Annotated in this window: 11 protein-coding genes; 10 read left to right on the top strand and 1 reads right to left on the bottom strand. The window is 38.5% G+C overall.

Annotated features, from left to right (window positions below):
* Positions 1-3: 3 nt before the first annotated feature.
* The 10 genes from prc (at position 4) to pyrD (ending at position 20300) form a co-directional block, all read left to right on the top strand.
* Positions 4-2040 (top strand): carboxy terminal-processing peptidase, encoded by a 2037-nt coding sequence (gene prc / locus B5D82_RS18420; protein ID WP_081153768.1) that lies wholly within the window; start codon positions 4-6, stop codon positions 2038-2040.
* Positions 2041-2276: 236 nt separating this feature from the next.
* Entirely contained in the window at positions 2277-3734 is a 1458-nt protein-coding gene (gene nhaC, locus B5D82_RS18415) for a Na+/H+ antiporter NhaC (RefSeq protein ID WP_081153766.1), read from the top strand.
* A gap of 96 nt (positions 3735-3830) precedes the next feature.
* Positions 3831-6392: an aminopeptidase N gene (gene pepN / locus B5D82_RS18410; RefSeq protein WP_425429894.1), complete on the top strand. Its 2562-nt coding sequence runs from the start codon at positions 3831-3833 to the stop codon at positions 6390-6392.
* Between the two features lie 8 nt (positions 6393-6400).
* Positions 6401-6616 carry a DUF2835 domain-containing protein gene (locus B5D82_RS18405; protein WP_081153762.1) on the top strand — a complete coding sequence of 72 codons (216 nt, stop codon included), beginning with the start codon at positions 6401-6403 and terminating at the stop codon, positions 6614-6616.
* 308 nt (positions 6617-6924) lie between these two features.
* Positions 6925-8970, top strand: coding sequence for a DUF1302 domain-containing protein (locus B5D82_RS18400; protein ID WP_081153760.1), 2046 nt, complete (start codon positions 6925-6927; stop codon positions 8968-8970).
* Between the two features lie 21 nt (positions 8971-8991).
* Positions 8992-10380 carry a DUF1329 domain-containing protein gene (locus B5D82_RS18395; RefSeq protein ID WP_081153758.1) on the top strand — a complete coding sequence of 463 codons (1389 nt, stop codon included), beginning with the start codon at positions 8992-8994 and terminating at the stop codon, positions 10378-10380.
* Between the two features lie 216 nt (positions 10381-10596).
* Positions 10597-11598: a WD40/YVTN/BNR-like repeat-containing protein gene (locus tag B5D82_RS18390; RefSeq protein ID WP_081153756.1), complete on the top strand. Its 1002-nt coding sequence runs from the start codon at positions 10597-10599 to the stop codon at positions 11596-11598.
* 5 nt (positions 11599-11603) lie between these two features.
* Positions 11604-13922: an efflux RND transporter permease subunit gene (locus B5D82_RS18385; protein WP_081153754.1), complete on the top strand. Its 2319-nt coding sequence runs from the start codon at positions 11604-11606 to the stop codon at positions 13920-13922.
* A 259-nt stretch (positions 13923-14181) separates the two neighbouring features.
* On the top strand, positions 14182-19023 hold the full coding sequence (locus tag B5D82_RS18380; RefSeq protein WP_081153752.1) for an NAD-glutamate dehydrogenase: 4842 nt from the start codon (positions 14182-14184) through the stop codon (positions 19021-19023).
* A 263-nt stretch (positions 19024-19286) separates the two neighbouring features.
* Positions 19287-20300 (top strand): quinone-dependent dihydroorotate dehydrogenase, encoded by a 1014-nt coding sequence (gene pyrD / locus B5D82_RS18375; protein WP_081153750.1) that lies wholly within the window; start codon positions 19287-19289, stop codon positions 20298-20300.
* Between the two features lie 150 nt (positions 20301-20450).
* Here the strand turns inward: pyrD and B5D82_RS18370 are convergent, their stop codons facing one another.
* Complete coding sequence (locus tag B5D82_RS18370; protein ID WP_081153748.1) at positions 20451-21209, bottom strand: hypothetical protein; 759 nt, start codon at positions 21207-21209, stop codon at positions 20451-20453.
* Positions 21210-21216: the final 7 nt, after the last annotated feature.

Here is a 21216-nt window from a genome sequence, read left to right as displayed (position 1 = left end):
TGAATGCATAAATTTTGTCGTATAGCTGTTGCGGTATCATTGTCACTTGCCAGTATCTCAGTCCTGGCTGAAAGTATTAAAGACAATGAAAGCTTACCGATATTAGTACCTGAAAGCCAACATGCTACATCAACAAAGCGCATTACGGCACAATTTACGCGAGCACACTACAAGCAAATAAAAATAGACGACATATTATCAGAGCAAATTTTTGCCCGTTACATTAAGCAATTAGATTACGCACGTAACGTCTTTTTAGCCTCCGATGTTGAGCAATTTGAGCAATACCGTGATGAGTTTGATACCGTTATTTCGCGCGGCAAGCTCGATATCGCTTATCAAATATATAACCTTAATTTACAGCGTAGATTAGAGCGTTATGAATATGCATTAAGCTTACTCACTAGCGAAAAGCCTTTTAATTTTGACCTTGATGAAACCTACAATTTTGATCGTGAAGATGCTTCATGGGCCAACTCTGTTGAAGAGCTAAACGAGTTATGGCGTAAAAAAGTTAAATATGATGCGCTTAACTTAACGTTAGCGGGCAAAGAGTGGGAAAAAATCCAAGAAGTTCTAGGTAAACGCTATCGTTATGCCATTAAACGTTTAAAACAAAGTGAAAGCGAAGATGTATTCCAAGTTGTTATGAACAGCTTTGCACGCGTTGTTGAACCACATACATCATATTTATCACCGCGAAATGCTGAACGCTTTCAAATGGAAATGAATTTATCGTTGGAAGGCATTGGTGCGGTTTTACGTGCAGAAGAAGATTACACCGTTATTCAAAGTGTTGTGGTAGGCGGTCCGGCAGATAAGTCAAAAGAATTAAAACCTAAAGATCGTATTGTTGGTGTTTCGCAAGATGATAAAGAATTTGTTGATGTTATTGGCTGGCGTTTAGATGATGTTGTTGAACTTATCAAAGGTCCAAAGGGCACAAAGGTAAGACTACAAGTTTTAGGTGCAGAATCGGAAGATGATAGTAGCATTAAAGTCGTTTCTATTGTCAGAGACACGATTAAACTTGAAGATCGTGCGGCAAAATCAGAAGTTTATTTTGAAAAAGAGGGTGATGAAAACGCTAAAAAACTTGGTGTCATCACTATCCCTAGCTTTTACAATCATTTATCACGTGATGTTAAGCTCGAAATAGCTAAGCTTAAAGACGAAAATGTTTCTGGGATCATTGTTGACCTTCGTGGCAATGGCGGTGGTTCGTTAACAGAAGCAACTTTACTGACCGGGCTATTTATCGATAAAGGGCCGGTAGTACAAGTGCGTGATGGTGCGAATCGTGTACAAGTTAACAGTGATAAAGACGGCATTAGTTTTTATGACGGTCCGTTAACCGTCATGGTTGATCGTTACAGTGCTTCAGCGTCAGAAATATTTTCAGCAGCTATTCAGGATTATGGACGAGGCGTTGTTGTTGGAGAACACACGTTCGGAAAAGGCACTGTGCAACAGCATAGAGGCTTAGGCCGAGTGTATGATTTGTACGAGAATCCATTTGGTAGCATTCAATTCACCATTGCCAAGTTTTATCGTATTAATGGTGGTAGTACACAACACCGTGGTGTATTACCTGATATTGAATTTCCGTCGGCGATAGACCCGGCTGACTGGGGCGAAAGTAAAGAAGAAAATGCTTTGCCTTGGGACCAAATCCCGAAAGCACGATATAACCAACTTAATGACATCAGCCAAGATGTAACTTACTTAAGTTCATTGCATAGTTCACGCATAGCGCAAAACCAAGAGTTTAATTACTTACTTTCTGATATTGCAGAATATAAAGCAGAAAAAGATGATAAAACTATTTCGCTAAACTTAGCTAAACGCAAAGAAAAAAGAGAAAGCCGTAAAGCTAAGCAATTAAAGCGTGCTAACGAACGACTTACCAGCATGGGTAAAGAAAAAGTTACTGATTTAGATGACTTACCAGAAGATCTAGAAACACTAGACCCATTTCTAGATGAAACAGCAAAAATTACTTTTGATTTAGTGTCATTGGGTAAAGTCGCGAAAAAATAACTGTTTTTCTGCCCCGACAATAAAGCCACCTACTAGGTGGCTTTTTAGTAGTAGAGTCTATGGTTAATTTTTACCTGAAATAACTGCATAATTATTCTTTAAATCCTTATAAACAAAGGGCTAGTTAACAACTAATTGTCAGAAAAAACTTGCACTCTCTGTGAACAGTCGGCATCTTACTAACACAAATAATTTAACCACTATAATAACTAAGATAATAAGGTGTAAATTTATCTATGTCTGATCCTCAATCAATGCGACAACCTTCTATGTTGGATTCTTTAATTCCAATCGTTGTCCTTATTTGTTTATTAATCGCTGGCGTTACTTTTTTTGGTGATAGCTCATCATCAGGACCTAATCAAATAGCATTACTTTTAGCGACTGGTGTCGCTGCGGTGATAGGGCTAAAAAACGGCTATAAATGGCGCGCTATGGAAAAGGCTATTATTCATGGCATATCGATTTCTTTAGGCGCAGTGCTGATTTTATTAGCAGTAGGGTCATTAATTGGAACCTGGTTGTTGTCAGGTACTGTACCTACCATGGTTTATTATGGTTTGAAAATCATTGATCCCAGTTGGTTTTATGCCGCTACTTGTCTAGTGTGTGGTGTTGTTGCAATGAGCATAGGTAGTTCTTGGACTACAGCAGCGACCGTCGGTGTAGCCTTTATCGGAATTGCAGGTGGTTTTGAATTGTCGACATCGGTAACTGCTGGCGCAGTAATCTCAGGAGCGTATTTTGGCGATAAACTTTCACCACTTTCCGAAACGACTAACTTAGCTCCAGCAGTAGCAGGAAGTGAATTATTTGAACATATTAAATACATGCTATGGACCACTGTTCCGTCAATTACCATTGCATTGATACTATTCCTTATTATTGGCTTTAACCATTCGTCAGGAGATATTGGTAACACCGATAGTATAGTGTCATTAACCAGCACGTTGGAAAATACCTACAACATATCAGCGTTGAACTTAATACCGTTATTGATATTGTTAGTCATGGCTTATAAAAAGATGCCAGCTTTTCCAGCAGTTGCTATTGGTGCTGTGATCGGGGCTATTTGGGCATTGATTTTCCAGCAAGAATTGATTATGGGAATGGCGCTAGAAGGTGTAGATTCAACTAAAGCCACTATTATGGTAGTTTGGACTGCATTCTTTGACGGTGTAGTCGTTGAAACTGGCAATACTGAAATAGATCAGTTATTAAGCCGAGGTGGCATGTCTGGTATGCTAAATACTATCTGGCTAGTAGTCACAGCGCTAAGTTTTGGGGCCATTTTAGAGCATCTAGGTATGCTGAAAAAGTTTGTTGAATCAATTTTAGCGAAAGCAAAGTCAACTGGCAGCTTAATTGCTAGCACCGTTGCTACTTGTATAGGGACTAACTTGATTACGGCTGACCAATATATGGCGATTGTAATGCCTGGTAGAATGTACAAGGAAGAGTATAAAAATCGAGGTTTACACCCAGTCGTATTAAGCCGAACACTAGAAGATTCAGGGACTATTACTTCGCCATTAATACCTTGGAATACTTGTGGTGCATTTATGTTTGGTGCGATGGCATTAACTTCTTATGATTATATATTTTATTGCTTTTTTAACTTAATTAACCCGATCTTAGCCGTAGCTTATGGTTATATGGGCTTTAAGATTCAAAAAGTAGTGACAAAACAGTAAAAAACTTTAAAAATTAATAAATATTCATAAAGCCTGTTTAGTACAGGCTTTTTAATGTCTGTTGCAGACATTAATTTCCAACAAATACACTTAAGGATGCGCATGAGTGATTTTACCCCACGTTATTTAGCTGATTATAGCGAAGCAAATTTTTCAATTTCTACCGTTGAGTTAACATTTGAACTTGATGAATATAAAACTCGTATTATTAACCGCATGCAAATGACTCGAAAGGCGGCAAATAATCAACCACTAATTTTGGACGGTGAGCACTTAACGTTATTATCTGTCTCAATTGATGAACAGCAGCTATTAGGTAACGATTACCAAGTCAGTGATACCAATTTATCTATTGTTATCGATCGCGACGAATTCAGCCTAGAAATTGTTACTGAAATTAATCCCGTTGAAAATACTGCGCTTGAAGGCTTGTTTAAGTCAGGCGATGCTTATTGCACTCAATGTGAAGCGGAAGGTTTTAGACGTATTAGCTATTATCTTGACCGTCCAGATATTATGGCAACATTTACGACTAAAGTTATTGCCAATAAAGCACAATTCCCGTATTTGTTGTCAAATGGTAACAAGATTGCTGCCGGCGATTTAGCTAATGGTCAGCATTTTGTGCAATGGCATGACCCATTTCCAAAACCTTGTTATTTATTCGCTTTAGTTGCTGGTGATTTTGATGTCTTAAAGGATAGTTATAACACTAGCTCTGGACGTGATGTTGCCTTGGAAATATTTGTAGATAAAGGCAATGTTGATAAAGCACATCATGCGATGGCATCGTTAAAACATTCGATGAAATGGGATGAAGATACTTTCGGTCTCGAATACGATCTTGATATTTACATGATAGTAGCCGTCGATTTTTTCAATATGGGTGCTATGGAAAACAAAGGTCTGAATGTTTTTAATAGTAAATTTGTTTTAGCTGATGAAACCAGTGCAACCGATACTGATTATTTTAATGTTGAAGCGGTTATTGCTCATGAATACTTCCATAACTGGACCGGTAACCGGGTTACTTGCCGAGATTGGTTTCAACTGAGCTTAAAAGAAGGCTTAACGGTATTTAGAGATCAACAATTTAGCGCGGATATGCATTCAGCTGCAGTTACTCGTATTCAAAATGTTCGGGTATTACGTTCGCTGCAATTTGCCGAGGATGCTGGCCCAATGGCACATCCTATACGACCTGAAAAAGTAATTGAAATGAATAATTTTTACACCTTAACGGTTTATGAAAAAGGTGCTGAAGTTATTCGTATGATCCATACCTTGCTAGGTGTTGAGAAGTTCCGACAAGGTTTAGATTTATATTTTAAACGCTTTGACGGTATGGCAGTGACTTGCGACGACTTTATCAATGCCATGGCTGATGCATCTGGAGTTGATCTTAGTCAGTTTAAACACTGGTATACACAAGCAGGCACACCACTATTAAATGTCAGCGAAAGCTTCGATGCCAACTCGTCTGAATATAAATTAACCTTAGGCCAAGCTAGTGGTGAAAAACCTGCATTACATATACCTGTTGGAGTTGAATTAATATCGTTAGACGATCAGCAAATTCAATCGTCGTTATTACAATTGACTGAGCAAGCACAAACATGGACTTTTAAAGGCTATAGCCAGAAACCTGTTTTGGCCTTATTGACGGATTTTTCTGCGCCAGTTAAAACCCAGTTTGTGCAGTCTGATCAAGACTTACAATGTATTATGACCCGCGCAAATGATGAGTTTTGTCGCTGGGATGCTGGACAAAAATTATTAACAAGATATATCACTCAGTTAATGCAACAACCGAGCTTAAGTTTACCTGAAAACCTATATCAGGCTTTTAGAGAAATATTATCTGCCGATATATCTGCGGCTTTTAAAGCAGAGCAATTAACACTACCGAACTTTAGTGAATTAGCTGACAATATTGTCGAAGTTGACCCTATTGCCTTACTTGACGCCATTGATAGCGTTAAGCAAAGTTTAGCCCATGAATTAGCACAGTTATTCTTGCAGCAGTATCAACAAAATGTACAAGTTGATTATGCGAGTGATGGCACTGCGATTGGCAAACGAGCATTAAAAAACATTTGTTTATCTTATTTGAGCACACTCAGTGATCAACAAGCGTTACTGACAACACAGTTCCAGCATTCAAATAATATGACAGATAGCTTAGCCGTGCTTAATTGTGCAGCAAAAAATCGTCATGAAAATTTTAGCGATATGATGAGTGGTTTTGAACAGAAATGGCGTGATACAACATTGGTCATGGATAAATGGTTTGCGATACAAGCAAGTGTAAATGATGAGTCCATCTATGAAAATTTAACTCAGCTTATCGCACACCCATTATTTAGTTTAAAAAATCCTAATAGAGCTCGATCACTGGTGGGCGCATTTACCACTAACAATCCACGTTATTTCCATTGTGCTAGTGGTCGTGGTTATCAGTTTTTAATTGATCAATTAATTCAGCTAAACGATATTAACCCACAAGTGGCGTCTCGTTTAATTACGCCGCTGATACAATTTAAGTCGTTTGATAAGCATAGGCAAACAATGATCAAAGCCAAGCTTGAACAATTTTCCAAGCAAGTTAAGCTTTCTAAGGATTTAAAAGAAAAACTTGATGCTGCGTTAGCTCCGTAGGTAAAAGTATGAAGTACTATTTTAATTTGAATATTACTAGCCAAGAATATCTCCCTTATTATCAGGGGAAAATTCAATCTATTATTGTGAGGTCAGAGCAGGGGGTAAAAGTAGAGTTTCCTGCAATGCATTTACGAAAATATTTAACAGGTAACGGCATAAAAGGGCATTTTTGTTTACAAACGCAAAACAATAAGTTTTTGTCTTTAGATAAATTGTCCTGATTAGAGTTTTTGCTTTAAACAGTGGTCTGACCATCTAAAGATATAGCAAGCTAATTGCTGATAGTATGACGGCTGCCATTTCTGTTCACTATTTGATGATTGCAGCATATTAAGATAAGGCGTTTAAAACAAGTGTTTTAAACGCCTTATTGTTTTCGTCAGATGACTTGTTTCAAGTCTTTAATATAAAGGGCTTTAACAAAGGTTTTAGCACTTGCCACTGGGTCAAAATGATGTAATTATTGTTTCATACCATGTAAATGGCATATAAAAATAAAAATGCATAGTCGCATCTGGGGAGATAAGATATGAAACAAAACCTTCGCAACGTTTTACAAAAAAAACCATTAGCGCTGAGTATTGCTGCCGCTTTAATAACACTAGCAAGCGCTAATGTTCAGGCAAAAAACTTTCAGTTAGGCAACTTCGATATCAGTTTTGATTCTACATTTTCAGCAGGTACAAGCTGGCGCGTAGAAGACCGAAACTGGAATGATAACGTTGGTAAATCTAATAACGTTAACAATGGCTTTGATTTTAGCCAATACCATCCAATTCTAAATGCTAATCCAAGTGCATCTACAGTATGGGATGGCGCCGGTGGTTATTCAACCAATGGTGATAACGGTAATCTAAATTATAATTCAGGTGACAGTTTTTCAAAACTAATCAAAGGCTCACATGATCTCGACGTGCGTTATGAAAACTTAGGTTTTTTTGGCCGTGCAATGTATTTTTACGATTTTGAAATGATGGACGGCGATAGAGCATGGACTAATCCAAGCTCTGGCGAAGTTAATGATCCTTGTCGAGACGATGAAGCACGTGACCAAGTGTGTCGTGATGTACGTTTGCTAGATGCTTTTGTATACGGTGATTTTGATCTTGGTGAAATGCCTTTTTCTGTTCGTGTTGGTCAACAGGTGATCAGTTGGGGTGAAAGTACGTTAATATCCCACGGTATCAGTGAACTTAACCCGGTAGATATTGCACGCTTGAAAGCGCCTGGTGCTGAATTAAAAGAAGCCTTTATTCCTTTTGGCGCTGTTTGGGCATCTTTAGGGGTAACAGAAACCTTTAACGTTGAAATGTTTTATCAATATAGCTGGGAAAAAACAGTTTTACCTGCCCCAGGTAGTTACTTCTCAACCAATGATTTTGCTGGCGACGGCGGTCATTTTAACAATGTACAATTAAATTTTGCTAGTAATCCAGATATGGATCTTGATTCCGTGATTACTAATTTAAATGGCTTAAGAGCACAAATTTTAAATGGTAATGTACCGATAGCTAATGCTGGTGGGGCCTATGTTGGTGGTTTTCCAACTAAGTTAACATTACGTGAAGCTGGAGCCGAGAATGATCCAGAAGACGGTGGCCAATATGGTTTACGACTTTCTTGGTATTTACCGGCTTTAAATGATACTGAAATTAGCTTGTATCATATGAATTACCATAGTCGTCGTCCTGTATTTTCTGGTATCACAGCTGACTTTACCGGAGCAGCCTTAGCGCATGATGTTGGTATGTTAGTTTCAACTGAAATTACGCATGACAATTACACAGATTTAAAAGCGTTCTCTCGCGTTGAACTTGATTATATTGAAGACATTAAGCTTTATGCTTTGAGCTTTAATACCGCTATAGGTACAACCTCTGTAGCCGGTGAAGTAACCTTCCGTCAAGACGAACCATTACAAATAGATGATGTTGAATTGCTATTTGCTGCTATGCCACAACAGTTAGCGAATGACTTAGGCCGTGATGAGCTAGATGGTATTTCACAAATGCCAGTTTTTGCGGGTGGTACTCGTGCAAATGGTTATATTTTATCTGACACACTACAAGCACAAATGACGTTAACGCATCTTTGGGGGCCAACATTAGGTGCAAGCCAATTTGTGACCTTACTTGAAGTGGGCGCTATCGATATTCAGGACATGCCAGATGAAGATGTTTTACGTTTAAATGGCCCTGGTACTGCTAGAAATGGTGGTGTTGCGGGTAAAGAAGGCCTAGAAATGGCCCTGCAAGACGGTGTTGAAACAAACCCATTTCCTAGTGCGTTTGCATGGGGTTATCGCTTTGTTGGTAAACTAGATTATAACAATGTATTTGCTGGTATAAACGTTTCACCAAAAATTGTGTTTTCACATGATGTTAACGGCATAACACCGGATCCATTATTCTTGTTTGTTGAAGATAGAAAGTCAGTATCACTAGGTTTAGGTTTTGACTACCAAAGCCGTTGGTCTGCTGATTTGAGCTTCAACAGTTTCTTTGGTGGCGTAGGTACTACTAACCAAATGGAAGATCGAGATTACGTATCATTTAACGTCAAGTATTCAATTTAAAGCAGTATGAGGATTACTTTCATGAAAAATATTTTTAAAAATACTTTTAAAAAGGTAACGCTAGTATCAGTGGCGGTAACCGTTGCATTAGCATCAAGTGGTGCTGCTGCAAAAATTAGTCAGCAAGACGCGGCTAAATTAGAAAAAGAACTAACACCTTTTGGTGCTGTGCGTGCAGCGAATGCTGACGGCTCTATTCCAGCATGGACCGGTGGCATTAAGTCAGCACCTGCAGGCTACAAAGTAGGCGACCATCATATTGATCCTTTTGCTGCCGATAAAGCGATGTATACCATTACGGCTAAGAACCTTGCAGAATATAAAAGTATCTTAACGCCAGGCCAAATTAAGTTATTTGAAACTTACCCTGATACATACAAGATGAGTGTTTACCAATCTCGTCGTTCAGCATCGTATCCAGAGCATGTTTATCAAGCAACTTTGGAAAATGCGACTAGAACAGAATTAGTTGAAGGTGGTAATGGTATTATTCAAGCAGCAATTGGTATTCCATTTCCAGTACCAAAAGATGGCTTAGAAGCTATTTGGAACCATATATTGCGCTATCGCGGTGAAAAAATAGTGCGTGAAGGCGGTCAAGCTGCACCAACGGCGTCAGGTGATTATACCTACATGGGATTTGACGACCAATTACTAATACCTTACGGCGTTAAAGGTGTTAAAGCTGAAGAGCTGCAGAAAACTAATATTTTGTTTAAGTTTAAGCAAAAGGTTACAGAGCCAGCACGTTTAGCCGGTACAGCATTATTAGTTCATGAAACCATGGATCAAATAAAAACACCTCGCCAAGCATGGACTTATAATACAGGTCAACGTCGTGTTCGTCGTGCGCCAAATGTTGCTTATGACGCACCAGGTACAGCGTCAGATGGTTTAAGAACAACCGATGACTTTGATATGTTTAATGGTGCGCCAAATCGTTACAACTGGACATTAAAAGGCAAGCAAGAATTGTTGATTCCATATAACGATTATCGTTTACACAGTGATGATTTAAAATATGATCAAATATTACAACCGGGTCATATTAATCCTGAACTAGTTCGCTATGAGAAGCATCGTGTATGGGTGGTTGAAGCTAACTTAAAATCAGATACGCGACATACTTATAAAAAACGTGTATTTTATATCGATGAAGATAGCTGGCAAGTAGCGGTTACCGACATTTATGATAACCGAGATGAATTATATCGTGTTGGTGTTGCTCATGGTATTAATTACTATGAAGTACCAACCCAGTGGTCAACTTTAGAAGTATTTCATGATCTACAATCTCGACGTTATATCGCGATGGGCTTAGATAATGAAGCGAATATGTATGACTTCTCTGCTGACTTAGAGGATGTTGATTTTACGTCTTCAGCATTACGTCGTGAAGGGCGAAGATAAGTCAACACTTTGATAAAACGGCTGGCTGGTGCTAGCCGTTTTTGTTTTAAAGTTTTCAAACGGTTATTTAATTTTCATTCCTCTTGATTTTAGCTAAACTAAAGAAGGAGGAGAATTTGAACGTGCTGGACATTATTCTGGCTAACTCTTCTTAATATATCAATTTGAGGCATGTAGGCCTCTTAGTCCAAATAAATGGAGCTAATATAGTTAATTATGCGTCTTCTCGTTATTTTACTCAGTTTTCTTACTATCCCTATTCTCAATGCGCAACCGCAAGACGCGATCATTGCTCCTCTGGCGAGCAAGTCACTTTTACTCGATATTACAAAAATTAACGAGTCTACATTAGTGGCTGTTGGTGAACGCGGTCATATTCTAGTGTCCACTGATGGTGTGCAGTGGCAACAAGCTAAAGTACCGTTACAAGTTACTTTAACTGCTGTTTATTTTATCGATGAATTGAATGGTTGGGCAGTGGGTCATGATGCAACGATTTTATCTTCAAAAGATGGCGGCAGGTCATGGCAGATACAACAGCATCTACCACATGTCGAAAAACCATTATTGGATGTGCTATTTTCTGACGAAAATAGGGGGATAGCCATTGGCGCCTATGGCTTGTTTTATCGAACTATAGATGGCGGCAAGCATTGGGAAATCGAATATCATAACGAATTTCTTTTTCCAGAAGATCAAACGTACTTAGCAGAGCTCAAACTGCAAGACGAAAAAGCATATTTAGATGAACAAAGTAGTATATTGCCACATTTCAATCGCGTAGTAGCCGACGGTCGTACCTTATATTTAGCTGGAGAAATTGGCCTTATTGCAAAAAGTAATGATTTTGGCGTGAATTGGGAGAAGCTTGATGAGATCTACCCAGGCTCATTTTACGATATAAAGCGGACACAAATAGGAAACTTACTTGTGGTTGGTTTACGCGGACATATTTTTCGCAGTTTGCGAAATGGTACGCCATGGCAAGAAACTAAGAGCGATGTGACTGCATTATTAAGTGCTATTGTACTTACTGATGATGATCGCATATTTATACTGGGAAATAACGGAGTATTGTTAGAAAGCCGTGATGATGGTGCTACATTTAACAAGCATATTCTAAAAGATGGTAAAGCACTAATTGCAGGTGTTTGGTATAAGAATAAGATTATTGCCGTCTCTGATGTTGGCATCAAAACTATTAACGTAACGAAGTAACTGTCATGAAATTTAATTCTATTATTAATGTTGTCGAAGCAACGCTCTTTCGTCGTCGATTAGCTGTATTGGTATTTTTTCTTCTGACCAGTATATTTTTATTGTTTCAAGCAACACAAATTAAGCTCGATGCCGCCTTTACCAAGCACATTCCACTGAATCATAGTTATATGAAGACCTATCTTGAGCATAGGGAAAACTTTGGCGGTGCGAATAACGTATTAATTTCAGTGTGTGATACCAGTGATGATATTTTCAACCCTGAATTCTTTACCGCCTTAAAAGGCGTACATGACAAATTGTTTTTTATTCCGGGTGTTGACCGAATTCAGGTTAAATCTTTATTTTCACCCAGCACCCGATTTGTTGAAATAGTCGAAGATGGCTTTGCGGGTGGACCGGTAATTCCTGCCAACTTTCAACCCGATGAAGCGGGTCTAGCAATTGTAAAAGGCAATATTGAAAAAGCCGGCATTGTTGGCAGCATTGTTGCCGACGATTATAGTTGCTCGATGGTGAAAACCTCGTTGATGGAAATTGACCCCAATACCGGAGAAAAGTTAGATAGTATTGTGCTAGCCGGACAATTGGAAAATGAAATTCGTGGTGAGTTTGAAAAAGATAAAATATCAATACACATTATTGGTTTTACCAAAATGGTTGGTGATGTAGCACAAGGTGCAAAAGGGGTAGTGACCTTTTTTGCTATCGCTATTGCCATTACCACCTTGATGGTGTTTTGGTTTTGCCGTTCACTTGCTTTAACTATTTTACCTATAACATGTTCGTTGATTGCCGTTGTTTGGCAGCTAGGTATGTTATCGACACTCGGCTTTGGATTAGATCCCATGTCGATATTGGTACCCTTTTTAGTCTTTGCCATTGGGGTTAGTCATGGTGTGCAAATGATTAACTCGGTCTCTAAAATGGTTAATAATGGAAAGACCAGTAAAGAGGCAGCACAATTAAGCTTTAGAGTTTTGTTAGTCCCTGGCGGTATCGCCTTACTTTCAGATACCGTAGGTTTTATGACCTTGTTGTCTATAGATATTGGCATTATTCGCGAACTTGCCATTACGGCATCTTTGGGTGTTGCTATGATTATATTAACTAACTTAGTGTTATTACCGCTGTTAGTTTCTTATATGAAGGTGCCAAAAAATAAAGTAAGTAAGGAAGGTCCAAAGTCCTCTAGTGCTGATAGCATTTGGCATCTTATGTCTACCTTCGCTACGCGTAAGGTAGCCATGGTTATTTTAGCGTTAACGGCGGTACTTTATATTGTTGGATATATAAACGCCCAAGATATGAAAATAGGGGAGTTACATGCAGGTGCGCCATCTTTACATGAAGAGTCACGCTATAATCAGGATACCTTCTTAATTACTGATAAATATGCCATTAGTGTCGACTATATGTCTATTATCGTCGAAACGACCGCTGATGCCTGTACTTATTACGACCGTATGGACGTTATTGATAGATTTCAATGGCGGATGGAAAATGTGCCTGGTGTGCAGTCAGCTGTTAGTTTAGCGTCTATCGCAAAAATAGTTAACGCGGGTTATAACGAAGGTAACCCTAAATGGCGTGTGCTATCGCGTAATCCACAAACCTTAGTACAATCAATTGCTCGTGTTCCCTCTTCAAGTGGCTTACTCAATAGCGACTGTAGTGCAATGCCGGTTATTTTATTTTTAGAAGATCATAAAGCTGAAACAATCACTAGAGTCGTTGATGAAGTTAAAGTGCTCGCGAGCGAGTTGGGTAATGATAATTTAACGTTCAAGCTTGCATCAGGCCCGGTCGGTGTAATGGCGGCGACCAACGAAGCCGTAGAAGCAGCGCAAATCCCTATGATGCTTTATGTTTATGGTGCAGTCATCATTTTATGTTTACTGAGCTTTAGAAGCTTAAGGGCAACAATTGCCGTGGTTGTACCACTTTATGTCGTGTCAACGCTTGCACAATGGCTAATGACAGCGCTCGATATAGGACTTACGGTTTCAACACTACCAGTTATTGCATTAGGGGTGGGTATAGGTGTCGATTACGGTATTTATATCTTGTCTACTATGAGTGTTAAGCTCAGAAATGGTGCTACGGTACAAAGTGCTTATTTTGACGCACTTAAAGAGCGTGGTAGTGCAGTTTTAATTACCGGTGTGACTTTAGCGATTGGTGTTTCAACCTGGTTTTTCTCTGATTTGAAGTTCCAAGTTGATATGGGCATATTATTAACCTTCATGTTTTTAGTTAATATGATTGCAGCGGTACTGGTACTACCAGCTATTGCTGCATTTCTATGGCCTGAGCGAAAATAAATTGTAATTAATTGATCGTATAAATATGCATAAATAAACAAGAAAATGGCCGAAAGGTCATTTTCTATTTATAACTTATGAATAAACAATTGAATGTTTTCATGCCTGTTACATAAATAAGCTATTTTTAAAGTAATGCATCTAAAATAGTGCTCGCAATCGCCCGAGTTTATCAATAAGATCAAGTTTATAGTCTATTCTTTTACAAGACTCAAAAATTAGTAATTATTCAAGCGTTTTATCCAAAAAGGAAAAAGGCATGGCGTTAGTAGACGGTTTACCTTCAGTGATACTTTCGAACGTAGCACAGTTAATACAAAAAAAAGTTCCAGCGGCAACAGCTCCTCTTGTTAAGCAATTTGCAGAGCTGCTTTATAAAAACATTTCAACTTTAGATTTAGATCATAGAAATGACAGTGACATGTATGGTGCCACGCTAAGTCTTTGGAATACATTAAACGATCACCAAGATGATAAACCTGTGATTAAAGTATTTAATCCACAGGTGTCGAAAAATGGTTGGAAATCTAGCCATACCATCATCGAAATAATTGTTAGAGATATGCCATTTTTAGTCGATTCTGTGCGTATTGCTTTAAGCCGTTTAAATCTAACACCGCATTTAATGTTGAACTCACCAATAAAAATAGTTCGTGATAAAAGTAAAAATATCACCAAGCTTTCTCCTTCTGTTGATCAGTCGTTCAAGTCAACGTCGGTGGAAACCGTATTTTTTATTGAAATTGACCGTCAAAATGACGCGAAAGTATTAACAAGTATTGAAAAAGAATTACACTCAGTAGTCAGTGATATAGCCATAACGGTAAGCGATTGGCAGCCAATGCAAGCACGTTTGCGTAGTGTTATTGACGAGGTGAAAAATGCTAATTTACCTTGCTCTGATGAAGAGCACAAAGACAGTGTAAGCTTTTTAGAGTGGATGTTAGCAGATAACTTTACGTTATTAGGCTACCGTTCTTATCATGTCAAAACCTTAGAAGGCGATATGGCGCTATCGGCTGATGTTGAATCTAGCTTAGGCTTAATGAACCAGTATGACGGTACTAAAGAACGTCTTATGTCTGGCTTAAGTGAATCAGCGCGAGAAATTGCCTTAGGTAAAAACTTACTGGTTTTAACAAAAACTAATGCTAAATCGCGTGTACATCGCCCAGCCCACCTTGATTATATTGGTGTTAAGCGCTTTGACAAAAAAGGTAATGTTATTGGCGAAGAGCGTTTTGTTGGTTTATTTGGTTCGGCTTACTATACTAATAGCGCTTTAGATCTACCCTTAATTAAATCTAAAGTTATGGGCGTTTGTACCGATTCAGGTTTTGCCATTGGCACCCATGCTTATAAAGCGTTAATCAATATCCTTGAAACATATCCAAGAGATGAAATTTTACAAAGTTCACCCGCTGAATTATTGAAAAATGTTTTGGGTGTTTTTCAAATGCAAGAGCGTGATTATTCAGGCTTGTTTATGCGTCGTGATGCCTTCAACCGCTTTTATTCTTGTATGGTTTATGTGCCACGTGAACGTTACAACACCGCATTACGTGTTAACACTCAAAAATTACTACAAGAAGCATTAGGCAGCGATGAAGAAGTTGAGTTTACAACTTACTTCTCAGAATCCGCACAAGCGCGAACGCACTATATCGTTAGAGTTAATTCGACAAAAGCAGACATTAATGTGAAAGAAATTGAAAAGAATTTAAACCATGCTGCACGCAGCTGGGATGATAATTTAGCCGATGCGTTAAACTCGCATAAAGGCGAAGCTAAAGGTAAAGCATTAAGTAGAAAATATTCTAGCTTTCCACAAGCCTATAAAGATGAAGTTTTACCCGGTACAGCTATCGTAGATATCGAAAAATTTGAAGCTTTATCTGTCGATAATCAACTTGAAATGTTGTTTTATCAACCACAAGAAGAAGATGCTAACAGCCGCTTTGTAAAATTAAAGTTATTTCACTCGGGCGAACCATTACATTTGTCAGATGTTCTACCCATGTTAGAAAACTTTGGTTTACGTGTTATCGGTGAAAGCCCTTATGCCGTAAAAACTGAAAGCGGTGAAGTCTACTGGATTTTAGACTTCTCAATGCTACTAACGGGTAAAGGCAAGTTTAATCTAGAAATCGTTCAAAGCTTATTCCAAGACGCCTTTGCAAAAGTATGGTCTCGTGAGTTAGAAGACGATGGTTTTAACCGTTTAATTTTAGGTGCTGAATTGGGCGGACGTGAAGTCTCAATTGTACGTGCTTATGCCAAATATGAACGTCAAATTGGTGGTACTTTTAGCCAAAGTTATATTGAAGATACCTTTGCGCGTTACCCAAGTATCGCTAAATTATTGATCAAACTTTTTAAATTACGTTTTACCCCAACTAAAAAGTCAAATGAAAAAGCGCTTGAGAAAGTACATACTAGTCTTGAGGCTTCTTTAGACAATGTCGCTAGTTTAGATGATGACCGTATTATCCGCCGCTTTGTTGAAATGGTTAATGCCACTATTCGTACTAACTATTTCCAGCCGCATCCAGTTACTGGTGAAAAGTCATACGTTTCATTTAAAATATTACCTTCACAAATTTCTGATGTGCCACAACCTGTGCCAGCATTTGAAATCTTTGTTTATTCACCTCAAGTTGAAGGCGTGCATTTACGTGGTGGTAAAGTCGCTCGTGGTGGTTTGCGTTGGTCAGATCGTCGTGAAGATTTCCGTACAGAAGTTTTAGGCTTGGTGAAAGCACAACAAGTTAAAAACTCGGTTATTGTACCCGTAGGCGCAAAAGGCGGTTTTGTTTGTAAGCAACTGCCTGACGGTGATAGAAAAGAAATTTTTGAAGCTGGTAAGGAATGTTACCGTACCTTTATTCGTGGTTTATTAGATATTACCGATAATATTATTGACGGTGAAATTGTACCACCCGTTAATGTTGTTCGTTTAGATGAAGATGACCCTTATTTAGTGGTAGCTGCTGATAAAGGTACTGCCACTTTTTCGGACGTCGCAAATGCTATTTCTGACGAATATAACTTCTGGATGGGCGATGCCTTTGCCTCAGGTGGTAGCGTCGGCTATGACCATAAAGCTATGGGTATTACGGCTAAAGGCGCATGGGAATCGGTCAAACGACACTTCCGTGAAATGGATGTTGACTGTCAAACAACTGATTTCACCTGTATTGCTATAGGTGATATGGCGGGTGATGTATTTGGTAATGGTATGTTGTTATCGAAGCATACTCGTTTGCAAGCTGCGTTCAACCATATGCATATATTTATTGATCCGACACCTGATGCAGCCAGTTCATACGTGGAACGAGAACGTTTATTTAATTTACCTGGTTGTACGTGGGATGATTATAATAAAGACTTAATTTCTGAAGGTGGTGCTATTTTCAGTCGCCAATCAAAATCAATTAAGTTAACGCCACAAATTAAAAAAATGCTTGGCACGCAAAAGCAAACCATGTCACCAATTGAGTTAATGCAAGCCATATTAAAAATGCAGGTTGATCTGTTATGGAATGGCGGCATTGGTACTTACGTGAAGGGTTCGAAAGAAACCCACTTAGAGGTGGGCGATAGAGCAAACGATGCCTTACGGATTAATGGTGCAGAACTTAAAGCTAAAATCGTGGGTGAAGGTGGTAACTTAGGTTTTACTCAGTTAGGCCGTATTGAATTTGGCGCTAAAGGTGGCCGAATTAATACTGATGCGATTGATAATGCCGGCGGTGTTGATTGTTCAGATAACGAAGTGAACATTAAAATTCTATTAAATGGCTTAGTACAAAACGGTGATTTAACCGTTAAGCAACGTAATAAAATTCTTTATGAGATGACTGACGAAGTAGGTAAAATCGTTATTGATGATTGTTATCGTCAAACTCACTCATTGTCTATCACTGAATTACGTGGCGGCGGACAGTTAAAAGAGCAAGCGCAATTTATTAGTGAATTAGACCGTTCTGGCAAGCTAGTCAGAGCGTTAGAATTTATTCCAACAGATGAAGAAATTGCTGAGCGTTTAGCGTTAGGTAAAGGTCTAACACGTCCTGAACTAGCTGTGTTACTTGCTTACAGTAAAATGGTACTTAAAGAAGAGCTTGTTTGTCCTGAAATTACCGACAACGAATATCATCAAAGTTTACTCATTGAAGCGTTTCCAAAACAGTTACAAGCTAGTTACAGTGCTCAAATGCAAGATCATCCGCTTCGTGCAGAGATTATAGCGACACAATTAGCCAATAACATTGGTAATGATATGGGCTTTAATTTTGTGCACCGTATGAAAGAAGAAACAGGTGCAACTACGTCAGAAATCGCCAATTGCTACACCATGGCGAGTGCGGTATTTGAACTTTCAGATGTTTGGAAACAAATCAGCGATTTAGATAATAAAATATCTACTTCTATTCAAACAGAAATGCTATTTCAATTACGCAGAACAGTGCGTCGCGCTACTCGTTGGTTCCTACGTCATCGTAATAAGTCGTTCAATATTGCTCAATCTATTGCATTTTATCATGAAACATTTGCAGAGCTTTCAAACAATATAACGAGTTACATGATTGAAAAAGAAGCTGCGCAGATTAAACGTGTGGAAAATGATTTAGTTAAAGCTGGGGTGCCTGATTCAATCGCATTAAGAATATCATTACTGAGCACTTTGTTCTCTGTGATGGACCTTGCAGAAATTTCAAAATCTGAAGCTGTGTCGACTGAATTAGCAACAGACCTTTACTTTAAACTTGGTGCTAGATTAGATCTACATTGGTTCTTAGATCAAATTACTTCTCAACCTGTTTCTAACCATTGGCAAGCGCTTGCAAGAGCGTCATTCAGAGAAGAGCTTGATTGGCAGCAACGTTCACTGACTTCTGTGATACTACGTGGCAATAAAAACTCTACTGATGTTGATAGCATGTTGGAAACTTGGCTCGTCGAAAGTGCTCAGCCACTTGAGCGCTGGCAGCATATTTTGGCCGACTTTAGAATTGGCAAAACGCATGAGTTTGCTAAGTTCTCGGTTGCCTTACGAGAACTAATGTTGTTAAGTTTGCACTGCGACCCAGTGAAATAAGTGTTAAGATCCCCGCCATGAGCGGGGATTTTTTTGTCACCAAGTTTATGTTTATACCAATTTTATTAAATAGGTGATCTATTTTATACGTAGGGAAAACGGCCAAATATAAGGTGCTTTTTTAATAACTAGCTGTTCTAATTATTAAAAAAATCACGCAGTCGTTGGTTGTTTTAACCAATAGAAATGATCAGATAATTAATGAGATTAGTATTAGTTCGGTTTCTCGCTCGGGCATTAATAAATTTAATTAAAGAGGTGTTATGTTCTACTCAGCTATTCGTAAAGTGTTTTTTAAATTTGACCCAGAAGTAATTCACGAGTTAACGATTAAAGGCTTTAAAACAACCGGCGCTTCGCCACTCAATAGGCTTTATAAGCAAACCGTACCTAATAAGCCCGTTGAGGTTATGGGGATCAATTTTCCTAATCCCGTCGGTTTAGCCGCAGGACTAGATAAAAATGGTGAATGTATTAAAGCTTTCGAAGCCATGGGATTTGGCTTTGTTGAAGTGGGGACAGTAACGCCGCGGCCACAAGCCGGTAATGATAAACCTCGAATTTTTAGATTACCGGAAGCTAATGCCATTATTAACCGAATGGGATTTAATAATAAAGGGGTCGATTATCTCGTTGACCAAGTAATAAAAGCTAAGTACAGCGGTATTTTAGGTATAAATATAGGTAAAAATAAAGATACACCAGATGAGCATGCTAAAGATGATTACATTCATTGTATGCGAAAGGTTTATGACTTTGCCACGTACATTACGGTAAATATTTCATCACCAAACACACCGGGTTTACGCTCTTTACAATATGGTGATGCACTAAACGAATTGTTATCAGCGTTAAAAGCCGAACAAACGGCACTGGCAGAACAATATGGCAAGTACGTGCCCGTTGCAGTAAAAATAGCGCCAGATTTAAACGCAGAAGAAGTAAACTCGATTGCTGAATGTTTAATTGCCAATAATATTGACGGGGTAATTGCCACGAATACTACATTAGCGCGCGACAAAGTCGCTCATTTACCTTTTGGTAATGAGCAAGGTGGCTTAAGTGGGGCACCGGTTAAAGAAAAAAGTACTGAAGTTATCCAATTGCTTGCCAAAGCACTTGATAATAAATTACCCATTATTGGTGTCGGTGGTATTGCTTCGGGTGCAGATGCCCAAGAAAAAATCGATGCTGGGGCTAAGTTAGTACAAGTTTATACCGGCTTTATATACCAAGGTCCACAATTGATTAAAGACATTGTTCAAACACTAAAATAATCAACTTGGTATAATACCTGGTAGATAATACCTAATAGAAAATACCTGAACGTGCATTTATCTTAAGCTAAAAGGCCATTAACTAGTATCAGTTGATGGCCTTTTTTTAATATCCAAAGGTATTCAAGTTATTTGGAGGGCAGCAAAAAGCTAAGATTTACTCGCTAATATCGCTTCTAGCCGCTCCATGCGTTCTAAGAGTAATTGTAAGCTCGTATCAAATTCATTGACCGTAGTTGCAGTAAACATCTGCTGTTTATCACGGCTTTTTGAATTAGCATCTAAGGTATTAAGTTCTGAAGATAATTTTTTTAATTCGGCTTTTAAACTACTAACAGCAATCATTTGCTCTGAGACAGCATTAATTGAAAACTCAGTTGCGGTGATCTTATCTTTTAAATCACTGATTGAATTACTTTGTAGGTTAACTGAATTTGTGAATTTATCTTGTTGTTCGGACAATTTTATACTTTGTGAATTTAACGCTTTAATTTCTTGTTGATTTTTGCGCCAAGCAGATGCCCAAAGCTTATCCATCTCAGATAATAATAGTTCTGTTTTTTCACTGATTGCTTCTAACTTTACTTTTAAAGCAATAGTAGACTCACCCATTTCTTCACCGGTAGCCGAGAGTTGGTTTTCTAGCTGTTGAATTCGCCCAGCGCTTGTTTCTAAAACCTGATTAACGTTAAGCTGCTGTTGATAGAAATACCAAGCCGTACCTGCTAATGCAACATAAGGCATTAACATCAATAAAGTTTTTGGCAAAGAAGTCGATGACTTTGTCGTTTTCGGTGTTGCGCGCGCATTGTCGGTTTTTTGTGCTTTGGTCACGGGCTCACGCACCATTTTAACTTGATCTTGGTCGATATTAATCGTTGGAATTTCGGGTTCTTCACGTTTTGACAAGAGAGCG

The sequence above is a fragment of the Cognaticolwellia beringensis genome (assembly GCF_002076895.1).
In the GTDB taxonomy this organism is placed as follows: Bacteria; Pseudomonadota; Gammaproteobacteria; order Enterobacterales; family Alteromonadaceae; genus Cognaticolwellia; species Cognaticolwellia beringensis.
The sequence above is the reverse complement of the archived record's forward strand: the minus strand, read 5'-3'. Positions and strand labels throughout refer to the sequence as shown.

Bases quoted from the DNA above. Each gene is read 5' to 3' on its own strand.
- B5D82_RS18390 (WP_081153756.1), top strand. From the start codon at position 10,597: ATGCGTCTTCTCGTTATTTTACTCAGTTTTCTTACTATCCCTATTCTC.
- B5D82_RS18385 (WP_081153754.1), top strand. From the start codon at position 11,604: ATGAAATTTAATTCTATTATTAATGTTGTCGAAGCAACGCTCTTTCGT.
- B5D82_RS18405 (WP_081153762.1), top strand. From the start codon at position 6,401: ATGAAGTACTATTTTAATTTGAATATTACTAGCCAAGAATATCTCCCT.
- pepN (WP_425429894.1), top strand. From the start codon at position 3,831: ATGCGCATGAGTGATTTTACCCCACGTTATTTAGCTGATTATAGCGAA.
- prc (WP_081153768.1), top strand. From the start codon at position 4: ATGCATAAATTTTGTCGTATAGCTGTTGCGGTATCATTGTCACTTGCC.
- B5D82_RS18395 (WP_081153758.1), top strand. From the start codon at position 8,992: ATGAAAAATATTTTTAAAAATACTTTTAAAAAGGTAACGCTAGTATCA.
- B5D82_RS18380 (WP_081153752.1), top strand. From the start codon at position 14,182: ATGGCGTTAGTAGACGGTTTACCTTCAGTGATACTTTCGAACGTAGCA.
- B5D82_RS18400 (WP_081153760.1), top strand. From the start codon at position 6,925: ATGAAACAAAACCTTCGCAACGTTTTACAAAAAAAACCATTAGCGCTG.
- nhaC (WP_081153766.1), top strand. From the start codon at position 2,277: ATGTCTGATCCTCAATCAATGCGACAACCTTCTATGTTGGATTCTTTA.
- pyrD (WP_081153750.1), top strand. From the start codon at position 19,287: ATGTTCTACTCAGCTATTCGTAAAGTGTTTTTTAAATTTGACCCAGAA.